Source organism: Stenotrophomonas sp. YJH_SMC_123 (genome assembly GCF_059368215.1).
In genome coordinates this window covers 382,072-398,580 of sequence record NZ_JCAFRM010000002.1, presented here as the reverse complement: position 1 = coordinate 398,580, position 16,509 = coordinate 382,072, and the positions used below count along the sequence as shown (strand labels likewise).

General features: G+C 65.3%; 23 protein-coding genes and 1 pseudogene. 16 read left to right on the top strand and 8 right to left on the bottom strand.

Annotated elements, in window-relative coordinates; all coding sequences use genetic code 11:
• Positions 1–21 precede the first annotated feature (21 nt).
• From AC5P5W_RS06840 to dxs, 3 genes are all read left to right on the top strand, one after another.
• Complete coding sequence (locus tag AC5P5W_RS06840; RefSeq protein WP_014647827.1) at positions 22–1,812, top strand: acyl-CoA dehydrogenase C-terminal domain-containing protein; 1,791 nt, start codon at positions 22–24, stop codon at positions 1,810–1,812.
• 416 nt (positions 1,813–2,228) lie between these two features.
• Positions 2,229–2,894 (top strand): HNH endonuclease, encoded by a 666-nt coding sequence (locus AC5P5W_RS06835; RefSeq protein WP_032956174.1) that lies wholly within the window; start codon positions 2,229–2,231, stop codon positions 2,892–2,894.
• A gap of 105 nt (positions 2,895–2,999) precedes the next feature.
• Entirely contained in the window at positions 3,000–4,907 is a 1,908-nt protein-coding gene (dxs, locus tag AC5P5W_RS06830) for a 1-deoxy-D-xylulose-5-phosphate synthase (RefSeq protein WP_032956193.1), read from the top strand.
• 139 nt (positions 4,908–5,046) lie between these two features.
• Here dxs and AC5P5W_RS06825 read toward each other — a convergent pair whose 3' ends face one another.
• The 3 genes from AC5P5W_RS06825 to AC5P5W_RS06815 form a co-directional block, all read right to left on the bottom strand.
• Entirely contained in the window at positions 5,047–5,250 is a 204-nt protein-coding gene (locus tag AC5P5W_RS06825; protein ID WP_005417823.1) for a hypothetical protein, read from the bottom strand.
• Positions 5,251–5,424: 174 nt separating this feature from the next.
• A complete protein-coding gene (locus tag AC5P5W_RS06820) occupies positions 5,425–5,988 on the bottom strand; it encodes a DUF3011 domain-containing protein (RefSeq protein WP_032956176.1) in 564 nt (187 codons plus the stop codon).
• A gap of 127 nt (positions 5,989–6,115) precedes the next feature.
• Positions 6,116–6,787, bottom strand: a complete 672-nt coding sequence (locus tag AC5P5W_RS06815; protein WP_041863644.1) for a response regulator — start codon at positions 6,785–6,787, stop codon at positions 6,116–6,118.
• Between the two features lie 250 nt (positions 6,788–7,037).
• Here AC5P5W_RS06815 and AC5P5W_RS06810 point away from each other — a divergent pair, with 250 nt between their 5' ends.
• The 7 genes from AC5P5W_RS06810 (at position 7,038) to AC5P5W_RS06780 (ending at position 10,842) form a co-directional block, all read left to right on the top strand.
• Entirely contained in the window at positions 7,038–7,745 is a 708-nt protein-coding gene (locus tag AC5P5W_RS06810; protein ID WP_080053000.1) for a hypothetical protein, read from the top strand.
• Entirely contained in the window at positions 7,742–8,293 is a 552-nt protein-coding gene (locus AC5P5W_RS06805) for a GTP-binding protein (RefSeq protein WP_164077552.1), read from the top strand. The genes AC5P5W_RS06810 and AC5P5W_RS06805 overlap by 4 nt, the downstream gene beginning before the upstream one ends.
• A complete protein-coding gene (locus tag AC5P5W_RS06800; protein WP_164077551.1) occupies positions 8,286–8,657 on the top strand; it encodes a roadblock/LC7 domain-containing protein in 372 nt (123 codons plus the stop codon). Before AC5P5W_RS06805 ends, AC5P5W_RS06800 begins: the two co-directional genes overlap by 8 nt.
• Positions 8,658–8,720: 63 nt before the next feature.
• Positions 8,721–9,083 carry a hypothetical protein gene (locus tag AC5P5W_RS06795; protein ID WP_041863646.1) on the top strand — a complete coding sequence of 121 codons (363 nt, stop codon included), beginning with the start codon at positions 8,721–8,723 and terminating at the stop codon, positions 9,081–9,083.
• Between the two features lie 109 nt (positions 9,084–9,192).
• Positions 9,193–9,639, top strand: a complete 447-nt coding sequence (locus tag AC5P5W_RS06790; protein WP_169410973.1) for a pilin — start codon at positions 9,193–9,195, stop codon at positions 9,637–9,639.
• 153 nt (positions 9,640–9,792) lie between these two features.
• On the top strand, positions 9,793–10,248 hold the full coding sequence (locus tag AC5P5W_RS06785) for a pilin (RefSeq protein ID WP_495220995.1): 456 nt from the start codon (positions 9,793–9,795) through the stop codon (positions 10,246–10,248).
• Between the two features lie 111 nt (positions 10,249–10,359).
• Entirely contained in the window at positions 10,360–10,842 is a 483-nt protein-coding gene (locus AC5P5W_RS06780; protein ID WP_100450361.1) for a pilin, read from the top strand.
• 45 nt (positions 10,843–10,887) lie between these two features.
• Here AC5P5W_RS06780 and AC5P5W_RS06775 read toward each other — a convergent pair whose 3' ends face one another.
• The gene (locus tag AC5P5W_RS06775) at positions 10,888–11,232 is read right to left on the bottom strand and encodes a hypothetical protein (protein ID WP_414616454.1); all 345 of its coding nucleotides are present in this window, start codon (positions 11,230–11,232) and stop codon (positions 10,888–10,890) included.
• 76 nt (positions 11,233–11,308) lie between these two features.
• Positions 11,309–11,566: a hypothetical protein gene (locus AC5P5W_RS06770; RefSeq protein ID WP_061478083.1), complete on the bottom strand. Its 258-nt coding sequence runs from the start codon at positions 11,564–11,566 to the stop codon at positions 11,309–11,311.
• 394 nt (positions 11,567–11,960) lie between these two features.
• On the opposite strand from AC5P5W_RS06770, the gene AC5P5W_RS06765 reads away from it, so the two are divergent.
• The 4 genes from AC5P5W_RS06765 to AC5P5W_RS06750 all read left to right on the top strand — a co-directional run bounded on the left by AC5P5W_RS06765 (position 11,961) and on the right by AC5P5W_RS06750 (position 13,498).
• Complete coding sequence (locus AC5P5W_RS06765) at positions 11,961–12,242, top strand: hypothetical protein (protein WP_014647838.1); 282 nt, start codon at positions 11,961–11,963, stop codon at positions 12,240–12,242.
• Positions 12,243–12,254: 12 nt separating this feature from the next.
• Positions 12,255–12,488, top strand: a complete 234-nt coding sequence (locus tag AC5P5W_RS06760; protein ID WP_014647839.1) for a DUF1653 domain-containing protein — start codon at positions 12,255–12,257, stop codon at positions 12,486–12,488.
• Between the two features lie 91 nt (positions 12,489–12,579).
• The gene (locus AC5P5W_RS06755; protein ID WP_197574286.1) at positions 12,580–13,152 is read left to right on the top strand and encodes a TetR/AcrR family transcriptional regulator; all 573 of its coding nucleotides are present in this window, start codon (positions 12,580–12,582) and stop codon (positions 13,150–13,152) included.
• 13 nt (positions 13,153–13,165) lie between these two features.
• Entirely contained in the window at positions 13,166–13,498 is a 333-nt protein-coding gene (locus AC5P5W_RS06750) for an SMR family transporter (RefSeq protein ID WP_014647841.1), read from the top strand.
• Between the two features lie 22 nt (positions 13,499–13,520).
• Here AC5P5W_RS06750 and AC5P5W_RS06745 read toward each other — a convergent pair whose 3' ends face one another.
• Both AC5P5W_RS06745 and AC5P5W_RS06740 read right to left on the bottom strand, forming a co-directional pair.
• The gene (locus tag AC5P5W_RS06745; RefSeq protein ID WP_005417836.1) at positions 13,521–13,694 is read right to left on the bottom strand and encodes a DUF1328 domain-containing protein; all 174 of its coding nucleotides are present in this window, start codon (positions 13,692–13,694) and stop codon (positions 13,521–13,523) included.
• 94 nt (positions 13,695–13,788) lie between these two features.
• The gene (locus tag AC5P5W_RS06740; protein WP_014647842.1) at positions 13,789–14,430 is read right to left on the bottom strand and encodes a LysE family translocator; all 642 of its coding nucleotides are present in this window, start codon (positions 14,428–14,430) and stop codon (positions 13,789–13,791) included.
• A gap of 162 nt (positions 14,431–14,592) precedes the next feature.
• Here AC5P5W_RS06740 and AC5P5W_RS06735 point away from each other — a divergent pair, with 162 nt between their 5' ends.
• Positions 14,593–15,285: an aspartate/glutamate racemase family protein gene (locus AC5P5W_RS06735; protein ID WP_032956186.1), complete on the top strand. Its 693-nt coding sequence runs from the start codon at positions 14,593–14,595 to the stop codon at positions 15,283–15,285.
• Positions 15,286–15,297: 12 nt separating this feature from the next.
• Here the strand turns inward: AC5P5W_RS06735 and AC5P5W_RS06730 are convergent, their stop codons facing one another.
• Positions 15,298–15,693 carry a hypothetical protein gene (locus AC5P5W_RS06730; RefSeq protein ID WP_032956187.1) on the bottom strand — a complete coding sequence of 132 codons (396 nt, stop codon included), beginning with the start codon at positions 15,691–15,693 and terminating at the stop codon, positions 15,298–15,300.
• Positions 15,694–15,935: 242 nt separating this feature from the next.
• Between AC5P5W_RS06730 and AC5P5W_RS06725 the strand changes: the two are divergent.
• A pseudogene (locus AC5P5W_RS06725) lies at positions 15,936–16,450 on the top strand (DUF3011 domain-containing protein).
• Positions 16,451–16,509 lie beyond the last annotated feature (59 nt).

The following is a 16,509-nucleotide window of genomic DNA, read 5'->3' as shown; positions in this document are numbered from 1 at the left end:
TGATCAAATCGAGACGTACCGATGAGCAGCTACACCGCCCCGCTTTCCGACCTCCGTTTCGCCCTGCACGACGTGCTCAAGGTCGAACCCCTGTTCGCCCGCCTGGGCTTCACCGACGCCACCGCCGACGTGGTCGATGCCGTGCTGGAGGAAGCCGGCCGCTTCAGCGCCACCGTGCTGGCCCCGCTCAACAGCGTCGGCGACGAGATCGGCTGCGTACTCGACCAGGCCACCGGTGAAGTGACCACCCCGCCCGGCTTCAAGCAGGCCTACGACCAGTTCGTCGATGGCGGCTGGACCGGCCTGACCGCCTCGCCGGAGCTGGGCGGCCAGGGCCTGCCGCACACCCTGGGGGTGCCGCTCAACGAAATGATCAACGCCGCCAACCTGGCGTGGGGCAACTTCCCGCTGCTCTCGCACGGCGCCATCGAAGCGCTGAAGCAGCACGGCGAGGCGTGGCAGCACGACGCCTTCCTCAAGCCGCTGATCGAAGGCCGCTGGACCGGCACGATGTGCCTGACCGAGCCGCACTGCGGCACCGACCTGGGCCTGCTCAAGACCAAGGCCGAGCCGAACGCCGACGGCAGCTACTCGATCACCGGCACCAAGATCTTCATCACCGCCGGCGAGCACGACCTGACCGGGAACATCGTGCACCTGGTGCTGGCCAAGCTGCCCGACGCCCCTCCGGGCGCCAAGGGCATCTCGCTGTTCGTCACCCCGAAGTTCAAGGTCGACCGCGATGGCAACGTCGGCGAGCGCAATGCACTGCGCTGTGGCTCGATCGAACACAAGATGGGCATCAAGGGGTCGGTCACCTGCGTGATGAACTTCGATGGTGCGCAGGGTTACCTGGTCGGCCAGCCGCACAAGGGCCTGCAGGCCATGTTCACCATGATGAACACCGCGCGCCTGGGCGTCGGCCTGCAGGGCATCGGCCTGTCCGAGCGCGCCTACCAGAACGCACTGAAGTACAGCCGTGAGCGCCTGCAGTCGCGCGCCCTGAGCGGCGCCAGGTTCCCGGACAAGCCGGCCGACCCGATCCTGGTCCACCCGGACGTGCGTCGCATGCTGCTGACCGTGAAGTCGCTGGTCGAAGGCAGCCGCCTGCTGGCGCTGCATGCCGCCACCCTGATCGACATCGCCCACCACGCCCAGGATGCCGCCGAGCGCGAGCGCGCCGACACTCTGGTGAGCTTCCTGACCCCGATCTCCAAGGCCTGCCAGACCGAATGGGGCATCGAGAACACCTACAACGCCCTGCAGTGCTTCGGTGGCCACGGCTACATCCGCGAGCACGGCATGGAGCAGCTGGCCCGCGATGCACGCATCACCACGCTGTATGAAGGCACCACCGGCATCCAGGCGCTGGACCTGATCGGCCGCAAGACCGCATCCAGCCAGGGCGCCGGCCTGAAGCTGATGCTGGCCGAGATCGAAGCCTTCGCCAAGGAACACGAGGGCAACGAAGCGCTGGCCGAGTTCATCGGCCCGCTGCGCGCCAAGGCCGCCGAATGGGGCAAGCTGACGATGGACGTGCTGCAACGCGCGGCCGCCAATCCCGACGAACTGGGCGCGGCCAGCTACGACTACCTGTTCTATTCGGGTTACGTGGTGCTGGCCTACTGGTGGGCCCGCAGCGTCGCCGCCGCCGATGCCAGCGCGCACGGCGCCGCCTTCGCCCAGGGCAAGCGCGAGACCGCACGGTTCTACTTCGCCCGCGTGCTGCCGCGCACCCTCAGCCACGCCGCCGCGATCCAGGCCGGCGCCGCGCCGCTGATGGCCATGGACGACGAGCGCTTCGGCGCCTGAACCGGGCTTCGCCCGGCACCCGCGGTAGTGCCGGCCGCTGGCCGGCAACCGCAACAGCCGGCTTCCTGCGGGATGGCGAGGTGGGTCCAATTGCGGGGGACGGCGCACGCCACCGGACCCACCCCGCCTTCGACAGATTTCCGCTGCTGTAGATCCACGCCACGCGTGGATGAGAACCCCTGAAATCCTTCTGGAGAAGAGCCCCCTTTTGTTAAAGGGGGCGCGCCGACAGGCGCGGGGATTAGGAAGAATGCGCGGGCAACCCAGCGCGCCGACGGCGGGCTGGGTTGCTAAAGGGGGCGCACCGATAGGTGCGGGGGATAGGAGGAATGCGCGGACCTGAATCATTGCGATTTGGGTTTCGCCCTCCGGGCGATACCCAAATCGCAATGATTCAGGTATAAGCTGTTCTCCCGATGGAGACAGACACTACACGCTTGGGTCTGATCGAAGCCGGAGCTCCGTTTTCTGCTCCGGGCGCCGAAGCATCGCCCAACGCCACGACGCTGCATCGCCCCGGTTCGGTCCGGCTGCTCTCGCTTGATGCCCACGGACGCGTACTGGACTGGATCACCTGGCAGGATGCGGCTTGCCTCTACGCCCGCGAGGCGGTGGCCTGGACGCTCGGCGACCCCTGCCTGCACATCCACGGCGGCACCAACCGTTTCAGCGGCCTGCAGAGCGGCATGGACCTGCACCCGATCATCGCCGCCCGCGGCCACGCCCGCTCCCGTGCGATCGACCCGACGCCGAACCTGACCAACCAGGCCCTTTTCGCCCGCGACGCCCATCTGTGCATGTACTGCGGCCAGCAGTTCAGCCGCCCCACGCTCACCCGCGACCACGTCATGCCGCTGTCCAAGGGCGGCCTGGACTGCTGGGAAAACGTGGTCACCGCCTGCTTCCACTGCAATTCGCGCAAGAGCGACCGCACCCCGCAGCAGGCCGGCATGCCCCTGCTGGCAGTGCCCTACCGGCCCAGCTGGATCGAGCACCTGATCCTGTCCAACCGCAACATCCTGGCCGACCAGATGGCCTTCCTGAAGGCGCAATTGCCCAAGCGCTCGAAACTGAGCACCTGAACGCCTGAAAATGCAACCCTCACCGTCCTGTCACGGACGGCGGCGTTTGCTTGCCCCACCCCCGTTTGAGGGCGAAAATGGGCGTTCAGAAAAAGTGCGAACATGATGATCGACTCTGCCCGCTATCCCCGCCTCGCGCGCATCCAGACGCCGGATGACCTGCGCACGTTCGACGAATCCGAATTGAGGGCGGTTGCCGACGAACTGCGCGCCTACCTCATTGAATCGGTGGGCAAGAGTGGCGGCCACTTCGCCGCCGGCCTGGGCGTGATCGAGCTCACCGTGGCCCTGCACTACCTGTACCAGACACCGCACGACCAGCTGGTCTGGGACGTCGGCCATCAGACTTACCCGCACAAGATCCTGACCGGCCGCCGCGACGAGATCCACACCGTCAAGCAGAAGGACGGCATCGCGCCGTTCCCGAAGCGCGAGGAAAGCGAGTACGACACTTTTGGTGTCGGCCACTCCTCGACCTCGATCTCGGCCGCACTGGGCATGGCCATCGCCCGCCAGTCCGAAGGCGACGACCGCAAGATCGTGGCGGTGATCGGTGACGGCGCGATGACCGCCGGCATGGCGTTCGAAGCGCTGATGCACGCTGGCGGCATGGAGCCGGAGCCGAACCTGCTGGTGATCCTCAACGACAACAACATGTCGATCTCCGAGGCCGTGGGCGGCCTGACCAAGATGCTGGGCCGCGCCACCGGCAGCCGCACGCTCAACGCGCTGCGCGAAGGCGGCAAGAAGATTCTCGGTGACAAGAAGAACAATCCGGCACGCTTCGTGAAGCGCTGGGAAGAACACTGGAAGGGCATGTTCGTGCCTTCCACGATGTTCGAGGAAATGGGCTTCCACTACACCGGCCCGATCGACGGCCACGACATGCCCGCCCTGCTGTCCACGCTGAAGACGCTGCGCGCCTCCAAGGGCCCGAAGCTGCTGCATGTGATGACCACCAAGGGCAAGGGTTACGAGCCGGCCGAAGGCGACCAGATCGGTTACCACGCCGTGGGCCCGTTCGATCCGGACAAGGGCCTGGTGGCCAAGGCCGGGGCCAAGAAGCCGACCTACACCGATGTATTCAGCGACTGGCTGTGCGATGCCGCCGCCGCCGAGCCGCGCCTGTACGGCATCACCCCGGCGATGCGCGAAGGCTCCGGCCTGGTGCGTTTCAGCAAGGAATACCCGCAGCGCTATTTCGACGTTGCGATTGCCGAGCAGCATGCGGTCACCCTCGCCGCTGGCATGGCTACCCAGGGTGGCAAGCCGGTGGTGGCGATCTACTCGACCTTCCTGCAGCGCGCGTACGACCAGCTGGTACATGACGTGGCCATCCAGGACCTGGACGTGCTGTTCGCGATTGACCGCGCCGGCGTGGTCGGCCCGGACGGTGCGACCCACGCCGGCAACCTCGACCTGAGCTTCCTGCGCTGCGTGCCGAACCTGGTGGTGATGGCACCGTCCAACGAAGCCGAGTGCCGGCAGATGCTAAGCACCGGCCTGCAGCACCCGGGCCCGGCCGCCGTGCGCTACCCGCGCGGCACCGGCACCGGCGTTGCAGCCGGCACCGACCTGTCGACCCTGCCGATCGGCAAGGGCGAACTGCGCCTGCAGGGCAGCCGCATTGCCCTGCTCGCCTTCGGCAGCACCGTGGCCGCCGCCGAGCAGGTCGGTCGCGAACTGGGCCTGAGCGTGGTCAACATGCGTTTCATCAAGCCGCTGGACCGCGAGCTGGTGCTGGCTGTCGCCGCCCAGCATGAGGGCCTGGTGACGATCGAAGACAACGTGGTGGCCGGTGGTGCCGGCTCCGGTGTTGGTGAACTGCTCAATGCCGAAGGCGTGCTGCGTCCGATCCTGCACCTGGGGCTGCCCGACAGCTACCAGCACCATGCCAGCCGCGAAGACCTGCTGGCCGAAGCCGGCATCGACGCCGCCGGCATCCGCGCTGCTGTGCTCAAGCGCTGGCCGCAGCTCGCCGCAGGCACCCCGCCGCTCAGCGCGGCAGGCTGAGGCCGATCACCACCCGGTAGATCCACACAGGGCGCAATGGGCGCGGACAGCGTCCGCACCCTCCAGGCTCGCAACGCGTAGATCCACGCCATGCGTGGATGATGGAATTCCGGGTGCCTGCCTTGGCAGGCACCCGCGCTCAGCCGTAACTGACCGCTTCGACGAATGCGCCGCTGGCTTCCACGCGCACGGCCGCACGCTGACCGGTGTCGACAAAGTGCAGGCGGGCCAGGGTCTCGGCGAAGTCGTAGGCGCGGGCGCCATCGCGGAACTCGATCGGCTCCGGCCGGTCCGGATGCAGCACGCGCCACTGGCGCTGTTCGCATTGCAGGCGGATCAACATGCAGCTCACTCCTTGAGACAGCGTATCGACGGCGGCGGGATGCCCATGCCGGTTATGGCACACGGCACCGCTGGAATTCAGGGCACGCAACGTGCCCTGATCGCAGACAATACGGCGTTCAAAATGTGAGCTGTATCAGATTATTCTGATTTTCATGGGCTGAACCCGTAAAGGTCAGTTCACCTGGAACTGCGCCCGGCAGCCATCACTCACCCAGATGCCGCGGCGATCCCAGCCCCAGCTCTGGCCTTCGATGCAGGCGCTGCGTGAGTCCTGGCGGATCAGGCGCACGCCCCGGCGGATGCGCGCATCGCAGTACTCCTGCCGATGTCCATTGGAATGGCAGGTGACCACATCGCCGCCGCCCCATCCGTTGCCATTGCCATTGCCCCAGCCGCCACCATTGCCACCCCAGCCGCCACCGCGGCGGTATTCACCGACGAATTCGGCACGGCACCCCTGCGTGACCCAGACGCCGTTGCGCGACTGGCCCCAGGTCTCACCTTCCACACAGGGCGAACCGGACAACTGGCGGATCAACCGCGCGCGGCCGTCCAGGCGGCACTCATTGCTGCGATTCTTGACCGACTCGCAGCGCACGATGCCGCTGCCATCGCGGCCACCATAGCGGTCGTCGTCATAGCCGTAGCCATAGCTCTGCGCCTGGGCGCCGCCGGCCGCCGCCAGCATCGGCAACAGGGTGCAGGCCAGGGTGCGCCAAGTGAGTGCCTTGCCCATCGAGATCTCCAGATGAATACGATGGCGCAAGCATCCGGGATTCACGGCCCGGCGCACAGAGGGGAGCGCAACGGCAGTTTTTCCCCATTCAAACAACGCAACCGGACCTGACTGGACCGCCGTGAGCTCATGGCCCCCCGTTTGCTGCCCCACTGGCCATGCCACCGGCATTGCCCAGGCGTTCCTCGAACGCATAGGCGAACAGCTCGGCATCATTGCTGATGCCCAGTTTCCTCATCGCCGAAATGCGTTGCCGGCTGATGGTACTGACGGTGCGCCGCAGCTGCCCGGCGATCTCTGTGATCGAAGGCCCCGACACATACAGCCGCAGAACTTCCAGCTCCTTGGGCGACAGTACTGAAAGCGATCGCTCACGCCCGGAGTCCTGCAGGCAGGGCGCCAGCTCGGGGTCCAGGTAGATCCCGCCACTCAGCACGGCATCGACCGCCTTGCGAACGCCATCCACGCCACTGCTTTTGCACACCAGTCCCCGCACACCCGTGCGCATGGCCATGTTCAAGGTCGTGGCATTGGTGACCATCGTGACCAGGATCACCGGCACCTTGGGGTAATTGCGACTCAACGCCTGCAGCATCGACTGGCCATCCGAGCGCCCCCCAGTGGGCATCGAGAAATCAGTCACCACCAGATCAACGACTTCTTCGGCCAGGATCGACATAAGGCTTTCTGCACACCGCGCCTCTGCCACCACGCGATGGCGCCCACCAGCCTCGATCACGATGCGCGTACCAAGCAGGATCAGAGGATGGTCGTCCGCGATGGCAATTCGAGTGAGCATGCTGATTACCCGTAAATAGTCACGCCGCAATGCGCAGCAAAAACCCTAGTAATCATTCCGGGCAACGTCAACTTAACAATGATCCACTGCAATTGATTTCATTCAAGCAGAATCGCCAGCCCGTTTCCATTATTTGCATTCGCGATCATAAACAAACGCCGCGCGTGAAATTTCCCAATAGTTTCATTCCAGAAATCCGGAAAGGCCGCTTACATATCCATCTCCGATTACTCGCTGCGCTGGACACCCCATGGTCCGATTCCGTCGTCAATCGTTTGAGGATCTGCAAGGACCACTTGAACCAACGCCGCTGGCACCGGCAACACTGCCGACGGCAGCATTGCCGTTCGTACAGCAGTTGCGCCTGCACCTAGCAAGCGACAGCACGCCGTCACGGCGGCCGGCCCATGCCGCGATCATCCACGGCGAGGCCACGGTGTGCTGGCTGGATGCCAGGAACGACCGGATGATGACCACTGCGCCAGCGCCGATCACCCTGACGCTGCTGCAGAGGCTGTTGCGCGATGAGGATCCCCCGCTGAGTCTGGTGCCGGTGACCCAGGATGTGTTCATGCAGCGCGCGACAGTGTCCAGCAACATCCCGCTACGCCCGACCCTGTGGAACGTCGGCCTGTCCACGGCTGATCACAACGCGCCGATGCCTACCCTGCACGAGAGCGCGAAGCTGCGCCTTCGTCGCTGGCCGGATTTCCGCATCCTGGCCCATCGGCCGGATCATTTCCGGCTGTGCGCGCTGCTGATCAAGCAAGGCGCATCCGTGCAGGCGTGCTGCGACCTCCTCGACCTGCCGCGCCGTACCGTGCAGTCGTTCTTCAATGCGGCGTTTCTCACCGCCTATGCCTTTCCCGTCGTAGGCGAGGACGCACCCGTGCGCCCCTCGCCCACCGATGGCCTCGTCAACCTGTGGCGACAACTTCGCATCCGCTGGAGTGCATGACCGTGCGTGAGCACAAGATCGTAGTGATGGGCCCACTTGGCGCGGGCAAGTCCACCCTCGTGCAGACCCTGACCCGGGGCAAGGCCGTAGTGACCGAGGCCCGCAATACCGACCCTGCCGTGGGCAAGCAGTACACCACCGTAGCCATGGACTATGGCGACATCGACCTGCCGGGTGGCGACCGCCTGCGCCTGTATGGATCGCCCGGACAGGAGCGCTTCTCGTACATCTGGCCGATCCTGCTGGCCGGTGCCGAAGGCGCCATCGTCCTGATCGATGGCAGCGCCAGCAAGGACAGTACGCTGGCGGGGCAGCACCTGAAGGCCATCGCAGACAACGCGCCGGGCCTGCCCGTGGTCATCGGTTTCACCCGGTGCGGCAGCACCGATGACCCGGTACAGCCGCACTGGCAGGACTGGTTGCAGGACCACGCACCGCACCTGCCGGCGTTGCCGCTGGACCCACGCGACATGGCGCAGGCCATCACCACGATGGATCTGCTGATGAGCCAGATCGAATGCAATGCCATGGCGGCCGCCCATGAATGACATCGGCCACGCTTCGGCACTGAATGCCCTGGCACGCGACGTCACCGGCATCCAGGCCCTCGTCGTTGCCAGCACCGATGGTTTTGCACTGGCCCAGGCCGGCCCGCAAGGCCATGTCGCCGATCGTCTGGCCGCGATGACCAGTTCGATGCTCGGCCTGGCCAGCGCGCTGGGCCGCGAACTGCACTTTGGCGAACTCGACACACTCATCCTCGATGCCGCCAACGGCAAGGTTCTGATGCTTGCCATTCCCGGAGCACAGCCCCGCCTATTGATGACCGCATGCGACCACAGCTGTGTCATCGGCAACGTGCTGTGGCATGCCAAGCAGTGCGTGCGTGCCCTGGCCGACAACCCGAACTGATGCATGCCTCTCTCACTGATCAGACGGCTCTTCAACTCCTCACACCCGCAACGGACCACTGAAATGAATATCGCCATCAACAAATGCCTGGACACGCTCATGCAGATCAACGGCGCACAAGCCGTTGCCCTGGTCGATTACGAAAGCGGCATGCTGCTGGGTGAAGCCGGCTCAGGCGTGGACATGGAACTGGCGGCCGCTGGAAACACCGAGGTGCTGCGCGCCAAGATGAAAACGGCCGAAGCGCTCAAACTCAACGACAACATCGAAGACATGCTGATCACCCTGGGTCGTGCGTACCACGTGCTGCGCCCGGTGTCGGCCAAGAAGGGCCTGTTCTTCTATGTGGTGCTGGATCGGCAGAAGGCCAATCTTGCTCTCGCCCGGCGCATGGTGCTGGACGTGGAAAGCTCGCTGGCGCTGTAGCGCACGACAACGATAGCCAGGGGATGCGAATGCCGGGGCTGCTCTGGGGAGAGCGGCCCCGGCCTGTGGTTGCACCGCGCGCCCTTCTCGACAACGGGAGCCGCCCTCCATGCGCCCTCGATCAACCACACAGGCGGCACGTCGCCCCCGCCACTACCGGCCCTGGGCGTCGGTCTGCATCGTCGCCGGACTGACAGCCGTCTACGCGCTACTGTTGTGCGCGCCCTCGGCAGATGACGCTACCGGCCGCACCCGGCCGCGCGACGCGGCCAGCGTGCTGGGCGGCGCCATCGCCGCCGTGGAAAGCAGTTACGCCAGAGGTGATCTCACCGTGACCGACCAGCACCTGGGTCTGCCTGCCAGCGCCGCGCATTGCGCGCACCTGCGCGCCGCGCTCCCCGACACCGGCCGCGCAGTGCTGACCTGTGATCTGCGCCAGGACGGCCGCCTGCAATGGTGGCGAACCCCTGCCGGAGAATGGCGATGCAATGCGGGCATGGCCGATGTGCAGGCAGTGCCTGTGCCATGCCCAACGCAATTGCGGCGCACTTTCTGATTATTCGCAAAACAGTCGCGCTGCCATTCAACACGTTCAACTTTACCAGTTCTTGAATATACCCACTGCCGTGCACGTGATTTCCTATGACTGCGCCACGAATGCTTGTTTCGGGGCCAGACCAACGAAACCACCACGCCACAGAGGATTGTCATGAATACCGAAATCGGCCGTACACGCCACGCAGGCAAAAGCGCATCCCGGCAGAAGGGCTTTTCCCTTATTGAACTCATGGTGGTGGTGGCGATCATCGGTATTCTGGGGATGATTGCCCTGCCGCAGTATCAGCGGTTCTCGGCCAAGGCAAAGCTGGCCGCTGCCCTCGCAGAAGTCGCCGGTGGAAAAGTCGGCGTTGAATCACTCCTCGCCGAAGACAGCACGATCACCTCGCCGGAATCGATTGGCTTGCCCGAGTCAAGCTCCCGCTGTACCTGGATTACGGTGACAAGCGATGTCACGAATGGAGCTACGAGCATCAACTGCGAGCTCAAGAGCGACGCTGCAATCGGCAGTGGCAGCCTGACCCTGGATCGCGACTGGCAGGGAGCCTGGCTCTGCAAGGGCGACATTCCGGACCGGAGCCTCCTTCCCCAGGCCTGCATGAACTGATCGCACGCGTAAGCCCCTACATAGATCGCCGGGCCTGTATCCAGTTGCGCGAGTCTCTCCCATTGTGTGCGCCGGCCGCGATTCAAAGTTGATTTCCTCATGGAGGATCCTATGAAAAAGAAAATCTCAAGAGCCGGCCACGCGGTGAGGCGTACACATCGGCAACGAGGGTTTTCTCTGGTCGAACTCATGGTGGTCGTAGCCATCATTGCAGTTCTTTCCCTGATCGCAGTTCCGCAATACAAGAAGTTCTCTACCAAAGCCAAGCTGGCGGCGGCGTTGGCCGAACTGGCCGGTGGGAAGGCGGGAGTGGAGGCTTGGTTGGCCGAAGGAGGTGATCTCCTTGGCTCAGACAACCGCAAGCTGGGCCTGCCGGAGAGCAGCGAGCGCTGTGAAACCATCACGACGAGAATTGGTCCAGATGGCGACCTGGAAATCGATTGCCTGCTGCGGTTCGATACCGGCTACAACGTGGGGACATGGCGAAACAACCTGATGCTGATCAGGGATTCGGGCAGCCATGAATGGCGCTGCTGGACTGCCATCCCCTATTACGACCTCCTGCCCAAAGGCTGTGGCCCCGGCAATCCATAGCCTGCCATGCAGATACTTCAAGCTGTTCACGCTTTGCCGCTCCAGTCAGGCAGTGGCGCCTGCGAAAGCCGGCCGTCCCCCCTCCCCTCCCTCGTCATCGCCGATGCAAACCCCTGGATCCGACGCGAACTGATACGCAGACTCCGGCCCCATCTGGACGGCAGAACCCTCGGCGAAGCGCGCTCGCCCGCAGAGGTTCTGACCCAGATCGCCAGCCCGCGCTGCAACGTACTGATCATCGATCCCTGCATGCCGACTGTGGGCCAGGCCGACGGCATGCCCCTGCTGCGCCGCATCTGCTGCCTGCGCGGGGATCTGCTCATCCTCGTGCTGGTCCAACAGCCCTTGCGCGTACTGCAGGATCGCGCCCTGCCGGCACAGATCGGTCATGTCTATGCCAAAACGGTGAATCCATCGTGGCTGTGCCATGTCGTAAGCCAGGCACTGCGCGGGGGATCCTCCGGCGTTACGCCACCGGCGCAGGACGCAAACCGGTAACCGGCCCGGAGGCGGTCGCCATCGCCTCGAAATGCACGGCATCCACGCTACTGCCCAGCGCCTCCACGCGCACCGTGCTGCCCTGGCCGGTCCGGCGATGGTGGGCGCTGGCCAGGCCAACCGCGGCATCGAACGCTGCGGCCCCGGAGTTGAATGCTTCGGCGACGCCTGCGGCCGGATCCAACAGGGACCACTGCGCGGCACTGCACTTGACGGTAATGACCATGGGACGCTCCTTCTGGGATAGGCGCAGGGGGCACCAGAGCCTCTGCTGATGCCGTCACCCTAGCCATGCCATCAGGGTGGTCCCATCAGAAAAGTACGAAAAGTCCGCGCCAATGCGTCAGAACCCCACCCTCATCACATCCCTGAGTCCGTTTAGCTCGTTCATTCCGTGATCCTTGTCACGGAGTCAGCTGGGCTTCACACTACCATCATCAACAGGGGCCCCTTCCACATGCGCACCTTCTTCTCGCACCAGCGTTCGACGTTGCTGAAGTTCTATTTCGTGGCCAGCTATCTGATTCTGATCGAAGAGTTGGTCCGCGCCGCCGTGCATTGAGCGCTTGCTGACGGGCTATTTGCGACAGAGAATGTTGCTTTACGCACGGAGCTCGCGCATGAAGGTGCTTCTTCTGATTCCAGCGCTGCTGGTTCTGGCCGCATGCGCGAGCCCGGACAATGCAGCCCCGCGTGCCGACGGCAAGCCTTCGACAACCATGCCCAAGGTAGGCGGCGATCGCGACGCGCACGGCTGCATCGGCTCGGCCGGCTACCAGTGGTGCGAACACAGCCAGCGCTGCGAGCGGCCCTGGGAGCTGGCACAGGCACACGGCCTGGCCAACAGCGCCGAGGCCATCGACGCGTACTGCGCCACGCCCGCCAGCCCGGCGCGCAAGTGAGCACGACCCGTCATGGCTGAGCTGAGTCCCCTGCCCGACCTCGCCCGTGGCCGGTATCGCCACTTCAAGGGCGGCGAATACGAAGTGATCGACATCGTCCGCAGCAGCGAGACGCTGGAACCATTGGTGCTGTACCGCGCACTCTACGGCGAAGGTGGCCTGTGGGTACGCCCCTACCCGATGTTCGTCGAGCAGGTCCCAGGCAAACACGGCCCGCAGGCGCGTTTCGCACGCATCGACGATTGATCCGGCTCCCACCGGGCGGTGGCCGATGGTCGCGCCGGTGACGCGATCCGGCTGCGCTACAATCATACCGTCCAGTCGGTTTCTTCCCATCATGTCCTCGCCCCCTCCCCGCTCGCGGCGCAAAGCGCCCGACAGCGTGCGCCAGTCATTGCTGCACGCCACCATTGCCGTGATTGGCCAGCACGGGCTGGCGGCACTGACCGTGCAGGATGTCGCGCGCGTGGCCGGGGTCAGCAAGGGCGCGTTGTTCCACCATTTCAGCAGCAAGCAGGCACTGGTCGATGAAGCCATCGGCGCACTCATCGGCGAATTCGAGGCGCGTGTGCGCGCGCTCCTGCAGGACGGCACGCCCGGCCACGGCTGCTTCAGCCGCGCCTATGTGCGGGCCAACTTCGAGCACCTGCTGCAGCAGGAACAGGACAACGACGTCGGCCTGACCCTGGGCAACCTGATGGAGCCGGCCCTGCTGGCGCACTGGCGCGACTGGAAGCGCGCGATGCTGGCCGAGTTCCCCGGCGAAGCCGGCGATCCGCGCCTGTACGCGGCACGCTGCGCGGCCGATGGCTATTGGGCCGCCGCCTATGGTCGGCCGCTGGACGAAGCAGAGCGCCTCAATGCGCTGGCGATGGCCGAGCAGGCCCTCAAGCTGTGCGACCCGCAGTGACCCGGAGCCCGCGATGAACCCCTATATCTACCTGGCCGCCGCCATCGTGCTGGAAGTGATTGCCACGTCGCTGCTGAAGGCCTCGGACGGCATGAGCCGGCTGTGGCCGACACTGGGCGCGCTGGTCGGCTACGGGCTGTGCTTCTACCTGCTGTCGGTCACCATGAAGTCGGTGCCGACCGGCATCGCCTATGCGATCTGGTCCGGCGTCGGCATCGTGCTGATCTCGCTGATCGGCCTGGTGGTGTTCAAGCAGCGGCTGGATGCAGCTGCGCTGGCCGGCATCGCGCTGATCTGCGCCGGCGTGCTGGTGATCAACCTGTTCTCGCGCAGCAGCGCGCACTGAACACGCTGCTGCGCGACAGGTGCTAGCTGACCTTCTTCGCCACGCTCATGCCGATCAGGAACAGCACCACGGCAATGATGATGCCGGCCCAGAACAGGAACTTGGCGATGCCCACAGCGGCACCGGCGATGCCGCCGAAGCCCAGCACGCCGGCGATGATGCCGATGATGGCGAAAATGATGGCCCACTTGATCATGTCAGTCCTTACCCCGCAGGGAACGCAAACGGTGTGATCAGGCTAGGCCGCAGCCGATGCGGCAATCGTGAAAAGGCCGCGTGTGCGGCGTGAATCAGCGCGGCCGGAAGCGCAGCAGCGCCACCGCGAAGGCCAGGAACACGCTTCCCACCAGCCGCTCGAACCAGCGCCGTGCGAATGGCTTTGCAAGCCAACGACGCAGGCCGTGGCCACCGGCGGCGTACATCACGTACCAGAACAGTTCGCAGGCCGCGAAGGTCGCCACCAGCACGCTGTACTGCACGGCCTGGCTACGCGACGGATCAACGAACTGCGGCAGGAACGCCGCGGCGAACAACAACAGCTTGGGGTTGCTCAAGCCAACCCACAGGCCGCCACGGAATACCGTCGCTGCGCCATGTACCGGCGCCAGTGTGACCTCGGCAGCATCGGCCACCGCGGGTGCCGGGCGGCAACTGTCACGCCACGCCTTGATGCCAAGCCAGGCCAGGTAGGCCACACCGAGATAGCGCAGCACTTCGAACAGCATCGGCGAGGAGTGCAGCAACGCGCTCAGGCCCGCAGCGGATGCGGCCAGCACCAGCAGCATCGCCAGCAGGCAGCCGGCCATGGCCGGCACGCTGCCACGGAACCCCAGCCCGACGCTGCGCCCGAGGATGTGCAGCATGTTCGGCCCGGGCGTCCCGCACAGCACGAAGACCGTGGCCAGGAACCACCACCAGGTATGCAGGGCCATTGCCGGTTTCCACTTCAGAAGACGGCACCAGCATAGGGCACCCATGCAGGACGCGGCACATACAGCGGGCGGTGGATGCGACGGTTACAGATGCCGGCGCCCGTGCACGGCAGCGCCACTGCCATCTGTGCTGCAATGGCCGTCTCTGGCTTGGAGCAGTGCATGAAGACCCTTGGCCTGATCGGCGGCATGAGCTGGGAAAGCTCGGCGCAGTACTACCGGCTCATCAACGAGGCGGTGCGGCATCGCCTCGGTGGCGCACATTCGGCGCAACTGCTGCTGTGGTCGGTGGATTTCGCCGGCATCAAGCAGCTGCAGCACGACGGCCAATGGGATCTGCTGGGCAACCACATGCTCGATGCTGCACGGCGGCTGCAGGCCGGTGGTGCCGAGCTGCTGGTGATCTGCACCAACACCATGCACACGCTGGCCGGCCGGATCGAAGCCGGATGCCCGCTGCCCCTGCTGCATATCGCCGACCCGACCGCCGCGGCGATCCTGCAGGCCGGCATCCGCAAGGTGGGACTGCTCGGCACCGCCTTCACCATGGAGCAGGCGTTCTACCGCGACCGGCTGCAGGACCGCTTCGGGCTGGAGGTACTGGTTCCGGAGGCCGATGATCGCCGCAGCGTGCACGACATCATCTACCAGGAGCTGATCTGCGGCGTGGTCAGCGAGCATTCGCGGCAGGCGTACGCCGGCGTGATCGCGCGCCTGGTTGCACGCGGCGCCGAAGCGATCATCCTCGGCTGTACCGAAATCATGTTGCTGGTCCGCGCCGAGGACAGCCCGGTGCCGCTGTTCGACACCACCACCCTGCACGCCCTGGCGGCGGTGGATGCGGCACTGGCCTGACCCTGCGCGCTGTCAGTCTTCGCCCTGCACTTCCAGTGCGGTGATCAACCAGTCGACCACGGCCTGCGAATCACACAGGAAGAAGATGGCATCGCCCGAACGCGCCTCGGTCAGCAGCCGATAGACGGTAATCGCCACTGCCGACTGGTTGGCGATGAACACCTCCGGGCTGCGCGGTCCCTCGCTGTGGCCGGCCACGGCATGCAGCGCCTTGCGCGCAGCCACGGTGGCGGGCGGGTCCGCGCTGCGGGCCAGTTCCGGCCCGCGCAGGCCCCACGCAATGAACACATGCTTGCCCTTGAACGTGGTGTCCAGGACACGCACCTGCCCGGCCTCTGCGCCAGCCGAGCGATGAATGACGGTACTGCTGATCAACGCAACCCCCTGTGGTCGTCGTGGTCCGCGCATCCTCCTCCACACGCCGGCTGCACGCCAGTGACGGCAGCCACAGGCTGGGCCGGCAAGCGTGGGAGAGATGTAAGAAGGTGTAAGCCGATGCGATCGGATGTGCCGCGATGATAAGGGATGTAAGGCTCTGCATGGGCCGGTGCACACTACTAAATCCCCACTGAGCCAACGCCGGAACGATCCGTTCCGATGGCCCCGGGCTGGTCCATTCTTGCGGCCCGTTCCCCTGCCGAGGCCCCCCCATGACCCATCGCCTGCTGCTGCCGATTGCCCTCCCCACCCTGGCCCTGCTGCTGGCCGCCACCACGGTGGCCGCCCAGGATTACGACAGCGATCCCATTGCGCCGCTGCGCTGCGAATCGCAGTTCAACAAGACCCAGCAGTGCCCGATCGAAGGCCGCATGCGCCTGGCCAGGCAGCTGTCGGTCACCCGCTGCGTAGAGGACCAGAACTGGGGCCAGAGCCGCCGCATGCTCTGGGTCACCGACGGCTGTCGCGCCGAGTTCGTGGCCGACGGACAGGGACGCGGCCGCTGGCCGGGGCGCGGCCGGGACCGTGACCGCGATGACGATGGCGAGCGCCTGTCTGCGAGTCCTACGAGCAGAAGGACAAGGAATGCCGCATCCGTGTGCGCCACGAGGTACGCCTGGTCAAGCAGAAGTCGGTGACACCGTGCGTCGAGGATCGCAACTGGGGCTGGGACCGCCGCGGCGTGTGGGTCAGCGACGGCTGCCGTGCCGAGTTCCGTGTGTATTGACTGCCGACCACACGCTGGCTGTGGCGGATGCGCAGACACGGCCGACGCGATCGATAGAC

Excerpts from the sequence above, each read along its gene's own strand:
- AC5P5W_RS06740 (WP_014647842.1), bottom strand. The coding sequence starts at position 14,430 with ATGGCCCTGCATACCTGGTGGTGGTTCCTGGCCACGGTCTTCGTGCTG.
- AC5P5W_RS06810 (WP_080053000.1), top strand. The coding sequence starts at position 7,038 with ATGGTCCGATTCCGTCGTCAATCGTTTGAGGATCTGCAAGGACCACTT.
- AC5P5W_RS06750 (WP_014647841.1), top strand. The coding sequence starts at position 13,166 with ATGAACCCCTATATCTACCTGGCCGCCGCCATCGTGCTGGAAGTGATT.
- AC5P5W_RS06840 (WP_014647827.1), top strand. The coding sequence starts at position 22 with ATGAGCAGCTACACCGCCCCGCTTTCCGACCTCCGTTTCGCCCTGCAC.
- AC5P5W_RS06835 (WP_032956174.1), top strand. The coding sequence starts at position 2,229 with ATGGAGACAGACACTACACGCTTGGGTCTGATCGAAGCCGGAGCTCCG.
- AC5P5W_RS06800 (WP_164077551.1), top strand. The coding sequence starts at position 8,286 with ATGAATGACATCGGCCACGCTTCGGCACTGAATGCCCTGGCACGCGAC.
- AC5P5W_RS06745 (WP_005417836.1), bottom strand. The coding sequence starts at position 13,694 with ATGATCAAGTGGGCCATCATTTTCGCCATCATCGGCATCATCGCCGGC.
- AC5P5W_RS06785 (WP_495220995.1), top strand. The coding sequence starts at position 9,793 with ATGAATACCGAAATCGGCCGTACACGCCACGCAGGCAAAAGCGCATCC.
- AC5P5W_RS06780 (WP_100450361.1), top strand. The coding sequence starts at position 10,360 with ATGAAAAAGAAAATCTCAAGAGCCGGCCACGCGGTGAGGCGTACACAT.
- AC5P5W_RS06730 (WP_032956187.1), bottom strand. The coding sequence starts at position 15,693 with ATGCGCGGACCACGACGACCACAGGGGGTTGCGTTGATCAGCAGTACC.
- AC5P5W_RS06790 (WP_169410973.1), top strand. The coding sequence starts at position 9,193 with ATGCGCCCTCGATCAACCACACAGGCGGCACGTCGCCCCCGCCACTAC.
- AC5P5W_RS06770 (WP_061478083.1), bottom strand. The coding sequence starts at position 11,566 with ATGGTCATTACCGTCAAGTGCAGTGCCGCGCAGTGGTCCCTGTTGGAT.
- AC5P5W_RS06760 (WP_014647839.1), top strand. The coding sequence starts at position 12,255 with ATGGCTGAGCTGAGTCCCCTGCCCGACCTCGCCCGTGGCCGGTATCGC.
- AC5P5W_RS06795 (WP_041863646.1), top strand. The coding sequence starts at position 8,721 with ATGAATATCGCCATCAACAAATGCCTGGACACGCTCATGCAGATCAAC.
- AC5P5W_RS06765 (WP_014647838.1), top strand. The coding sequence starts at position 11,961 with ATGAAGGTGCTTCTTCTGATTCCAGCGCTGCTGGTTCTGGCCGCATGC.
- dxs (WP_032956193.1), top strand. The coding sequence starts at position 3,000 with ATGATCGACTCTGCCCGCTATCCCCGCCTCGCGCGCATCCAGACGCCG.
- AC5P5W_RS06775 (WP_414616454.1), bottom strand. The coding sequence starts at position 11,232 with ATGACCGATCTGTGCCGGCAGGGCGCGATCCTGCAGTACGCGCAAGGG.
- AC5P5W_RS06815 (WP_041863644.1), bottom strand. The coding sequence starts at position 6,787 with ATGCTCACTCGAATTGCCATCGCGGACGACCATCCTCTGATCCTGCTT.
- AC5P5W_RS06735 (WP_032956186.1), top strand. The coding sequence starts at position 14,593 with ATGAAGACCCTTGGCCTGATCGGCGGCATGAGCTGGGAAAGCTCGGCG.
- AC5P5W_RS06805 (WP_164077552.1), top strand. The coding sequence starts at position 7,742 with ATGACCGTGCGTGAGCACAAGATCGTAGTGATGGGCCCACTTGGCGCG.
- AC5P5W_RS06825 (WP_005417823.1), bottom strand. The coding sequence starts at position 5,250 with ATGTTGATCCGCCTGCAATGCGAACAGCGCCAGTGGCGCGTGCTGCAT.
- AC5P5W_RS06755 (WP_197574286.1), top strand. The coding sequence starts at position 12,580 with ATGTCCTCGCCCCCTCCCCGCTCGCGGCGCAAAGCGCCCGACAGCGTG.
- AC5P5W_RS06820 (WP_032956176.1), bottom strand. The coding sequence starts at position 5,988 with ATGGGCAAGGCACTCACTTGGCGCACCCTGGCCTGCACCCTGTTGCCG.